The organism is Sandarakinorhabdus sp., assembly GCF_031430775.1.
Classification (GTDB): Bacteria; Pseudomonadota; Alphaproteobacteria; order Sphingomonadales; family Sphingomonadaceae; genus Sandarakinorhabdus.
This window is the reverse complement of record NZ_JANPCD010000112.1, coordinates 1-1,934: the sequence shown is the minus strand read 5'-3', so window position 1 is coordinate 1,934 and position 1,934 is coordinate 1. Positions and strand designations below refer to the sequence as shown.

General features: G+C 63.9%; 3 protein-coding genes. All 3 read left to right on the top strand.

Features of this window, described 5'->3' with window-relative positions; genetic code table 11:
• A partial coding sequence (locus tag RMQ73_RS06815) for a 50S ribosomal protein L25/general stress protein Ctc (protein ID WP_310497337.1) occupies nucleotides 1-422 on the top strand: 422 nt, incomplete at its 5' end.
• A 42-nt stretch (nucleotides 423-464) separates the two neighbouring features.
• The gene (pth, locus tag RMQ73_RS06810; RefSeq protein ID WP_310497336.1) at nucleotides 465-1,043 is read left to right on the top strand and encodes an aminoacyl-tRNA hydrolase; all 579 of its coding nucleotides are present in this window, start codon (nucleotides 465-467) and stop codon (nucleotides 1,041-1,043) included.
• Nucleotides 1,044-1,119: 76 nt separating this feature from the next.
• On the top strand, nucleotides 1,120-1,934 hold an 815-nt coding region (gene ychF, locus RMQ73_RS06805; RefSeq protein ID WP_310497335.1), incomplete at its 3' end, for a redox-regulated ATPase YchF.

Sequence of the window (1,934 nt, the reverse complement as noted above, 5' to 3'; positions counted from 1 at the left end):
ACTCGGTCGTCGAGATCGAGCTTGACGGTGTCGTGCACCGCACCCTGCCGCGCGATGTGCAGTTCCACCCCGTCAGCGATCGTCCGCTCCATGTCGATTTCCTGCGTCTGTCCGGCAATGCCGTCATCACCGTGTCGGTGCCCGTGCATTTCACCGACGAAGACCAGTCGCCCGGCATGAAGAAGGGCGCCGTCCTCAATATCGTCGCGCATGAAATCAAGCTGGATTGCCCCAGTGATGCCATCCCCGATGACCTCAAGATCAGCCTTGCCGGCCTTGATGTGGGCGCAGCCGTCCACATTGCCGACGTCAAGCTGCCGGCCGGCGCCAAGGTGCATGGCACCGAGCGTGACCTGACCATCGCCACTCTCGTCGCCCCGTCGGCGTTGAAGAGCGAAACAGCCGAAGCCACTGCGGCGTAAGCGATTCTCCCCCTCTCCGCTTGCGGGGAGGGGGGATTTGCCATGCAGATCGTGGTCGGCCTTGGCAATCCCGGCGCGCAATATGCGCTGCACCGGCATAATATCGGCTTCATTGCAGCCGACACCATCGGCCGCGTTCATGGCTTTGGCCCCTGGAAAGTCCGCTTTCAGGGCCTGACCAGCGAAGGCCACATCGGCACGCACAAGGTGCTGCTGCTCAAGCCCGCCACCTTCATGAACGACAGCGGCCGCAGCGTCGGCGAGACCCTGCGCTTTTTCAAGCTTGAAGCCGCCGCCGCACTTGCCGTGCTTTATGACGAACTGGACCTCGAACCCATGAAGGTTCGCGTCAAGCATGGCGGCGGCGCAGCCGGGCACAATGGTATCCGCTCGATCGACGCGCATTGCGGCAATGATTACAGGCGCGTTCGCATCGGCATTGGCCATCCCGGCCACAAGGACCGGGTGACGGGCCATGTGCTGGGCAATTTTGCCAAGTCCGAAATGGACCCGCTGGCCGACACGCTGGGCGCCATCGCCGCCGAAATGCCGCGTCTGCTGGACGGTGACGAGGCGCGGTTCATGAGCGATATCGCGCTGCGCACGGCGCCTCTTCGTTAGAGCTGTTCGCGGCGGGTGCTTTCCAAGCCCGGCATCTGCCGCTACAGCCCCGGCAAATTCAGACAGAAAGTCCACCATGCCCATTCGCTGCGGAATCGTCGGCCTGCCCAATGTCGGCAAGTCCACCCTGTTCAACGCGCTGACCCAGACGGCGGCGGCACAGGCGGCCAATTACCCATTTTGCACCATCGAACCCAACGTCGGCAATGTCGCCGTGCCCGATGCACGCCTGACCGCGCTGGCGGCCATCGCCCACAGCCAGAAGATCATCGAGACGCAATTGGGCTTCACCGATATCGCCGGGCTGGTGAAGGGCGCGTCCAAGGGCGAAGGCCTGGGCAACCAGTTCCTTGCCAACATCCGCGAAACCGATGCCATCGTCCATGTGCTGCGCTGTTTTGAAGATGACGATGTCACCCATGTCGATGGCCGCGTCGATCCGGTGGCCGACGCCGAAACCGTCGAAACCGAACTGATGCTCGCCGATCTCGAAAGCCTCGAAAAGCGTGTGCCGGCGCTGGCCAAGAAAGCCATGCAAGGCGACAAGGACGCCAAGGTGCAGGCCGCCGTGCTGACACAGGCGCTCGAGCTGCTGCGGATGGGCAAGCCGGCGCGGCTGACGGTGCCACGCGACGAGGACGAGGCCCGCGCGCTGGGGCAGGCACAGCTGCTGACCACCAAGCCTGTCCTTTACGTCTGCAACGTCGATGAAGGCGCGGCCGCCACCGGCAATGCCTTCAGCGAAGCCGTTGCCACCATGGCGCGTGCCATCGGTGCCGGCAGCGTTGTCGTGTCTGCCGCCATCGAGGCGGAAATCGCCACCATGGAACCCGCCGACCGTCAGGAATATTTGGAATCGCTGGGCCTGCACGAAACCGGCCTCGCCCGCGT